This window comes from Robinsoniella sp. (assembly GCF_034124845.1).
The window spans coordinates 1-2,489 of the sequence record NZ_JAWYAJ010000605.1; the positions used below are offsets into that span (position 1 = coordinate 1).

Genomic DNA, 2,489 nt, shown 5'->3' on the forward strand with positions numbered 1-2,489 from the left:
TGTAATCAACCTCTAATCTTATATAATTTCTCTTTCTTTTAGTTTAGTGTAACCCGGCGTAAAATGCAAGGTTGAATTGGGATTGGATTTTATTCCGTACAAAATCAGGTCCCCCTTATGGTATACAAACGATCTTTACTTTTACCATTCCGTATATTATAATCAACATATCTATGTTTGATAGACGAAAGTGAAAGGGCTGTATTGCAGGGTCACCTGCAAGGAGCAAAGGTAATAAAATATGAAATTAATATCATGGAATGTAAATGGACTGCGTGCCTGTGTCCAAAAAGGTTTTTTAGATTTTTTTCAGGATATAGATGCTGATATTTTCTGTATTCAGGAAAGCAAACTTCAGGCAGGGCAGATAGATTTGGAATTAGAGGGGTATCATCAATATTGGAATTATGCAGAAAAAAAGGGGTATTCCGGTACTGCGGTATTTACAAAGGACAAGCCCGTCAGTGTCCATTACGGTATCGGTAAGGAAGAACATGACCGGGAAGGCAGAGTAATCACACTGGAATTCGAAGATTTTTATCTGGTTACGGTGTATACGCCTAATTCCCAGAATGAGCTGGCAAGACTGCCTTACCGGATGCAGTGGGAAGATGATTTTCTGAAATATCTCAAACACCTGGAAGAGAGTAAACCGGTGATTTTCTGCGGAGACTTAAATGTGGCACATCAAGAGATTGACCTGAAAAATCCGAAAACAAACCGTAAAAACGCCGGATTTACGGATGAGGAACGGGAAAAATTTACCCAGGTGGTAAGTTCCGGTTTTCTTGATTCCTACCGCTATTTTTATCCGGACGAGGAAGGTGTGTACTCCTGGTGGTCTTACCGGTTTAAAGCCAGGGAAAAGAATGCCGGATGGAGAATTGACTATTTCTGTGTTTCCGAATCTTTAAAAGACAAACTGCAGGATGCTAAGATCCATACCCAGGTATACGGTTCCGACCATTGCCCGGTAGAATTAGACATTGATTTATAGAATAGGAATGAGCTTATGAATTTATTGACAATTGAAAATCTGACACATGCTTATACAGAACGGAAATTATTTGACCAGGCTAATTTTAGTATTAATGAAGGTGATAAGGTAGGGTTGATCGGGATTAACGGAACCGGCAAGTCCACGCTGCTAAAAATAGCAGCGGGGCTGGAAATCCCGGATTCGGGCAAGGTAACCAAAGGCAATCAGGTTACAATTCGATTTTTGTCCCAGAATCCCGATTTTAACGAGGAAATGACTGCCTTAGAAGCGGTTATGCACCTGAATAAAACAAAATTAAACGAATGGTCCCTGGAAAGTGAAGCAAAATCCATGCTGTATAAGCTGGAGATACAAGACTTTGACCAGAAAATAAGCCAATTATCCGGCGGGCAGAAAAAAAGAGTAGCCCTGGCTCATATACTGCTTGCAACCGCGGATATTCTGATTCTGGATGAGCCTACCAACCACCTGGACAATGCCATGTCTGAATGGCTGGAGGAATATCTGAACCAGTTCAGAGGCGCACTCATTATGGTTACCCATGACCGTTATTTTTTGGATCGTGTCTCAAACCGCATTGTAGAAATTGATAAAGGGCAAATTTACAGTTATCCAGGAAATTATTCTGAATTTGTCCGTCTGAAAGAAGCCAGACAGAATATAGAGATTGGGACAGAACGCAAGCGCCAGAGTATTCTAAAAACAGAACTGGAATGGCTTGCAAGGGGGGCGAGGGCTCGCTCCACCAAGCAAAAAGCACATATCGCCAGAATTGAGGAAATGCAGGAACGAAAAGGTCCCCAGGAAGACATGTCCGTAGAAATGAACTCCATCTCCACAAGATTGGGACGCAAAACAATTGAAGTAACCGGGCTTTCTAAATCATATGGGGAAAAAGTACTGTTTCTGGACTACTCTTATATATTCTTAAAAGGCGAACGGATCGGTATCATTGGTCCCAATGGTTGCGGAAAAAGTACCCTTCTTAAGATTATAAACGGTATTACGGAGGCGGACAGTGGTTCCATTGATATTGGACAAACGGTGAAAATTGGTTATTTTTCCCAGGAAAGTGAAACCATGGACAATTCTATGAAAGTCATAGATTATATCCGGGAAGCGGGAGAGTACGTACAAACTACAGATGGCACCATTACGGCATCCCAGATGCTGGAGCGGTTTTTATTTGACGGAACCATGCAGTGGAATCTCATTGGCAAACTGTCCGGAGGTGAAAAAAGGCGGCTGTTTCTTCTGCGTATTCTGATGACCGCCCCGAATGTACTGATCCTGGACGAGCCTACCAATGACTTGGATATTCAGACGCTGACCATTCTGGAAGATTATCTGGACAGTTTTGACGGCATTGTAATAACGGTATCCCATGACCGCTATTTTCTGGACAGAGTAGTCCGCAGAATATTTGCATTTGAGGAAAACGGAGTGATTCAGCAATATGAAGGCGGTTATTCGGATTACCTCATCGCCT

Annotated in this window: 2 protein-coding genes; both read left to right on the plus strand. The window is 42.2% G+C overall.

Translation table 11 applies throughout. The features are described 5' to 3' along the window. Window positions 1–241: 241 nt before the first annotated feature. A complete protein-coding gene (locus ACH2DQ_RS29770) occupies window positions 242–997 on the plus strand; it encodes an exodeoxyribonuclease III (protein WP_394911388.1) in 756 nt (251 codons plus the stop codon). Between the two features lie 15 nt (window positions 998–1,012). Beyond that, window positions 1,013–2,489: ABC-F family ATP-binding cassette domain-containing protein (locus ACH2DQ_RS29775; RefSeq protein WP_395028871.1), on the plus strand; the 1,477-nt coding region annotated here is incomplete at its 3' end.

What these genes read in the sequence shown, in the direction of transcription:
- ACH2DQ_RS29770 (WP_394911388.1), top strand. Translation starts at nt 242, where the DNA reads ATGAAATTAATATCATGGAATGTAAATGGACTGCGTGCCTGTGTCCAA.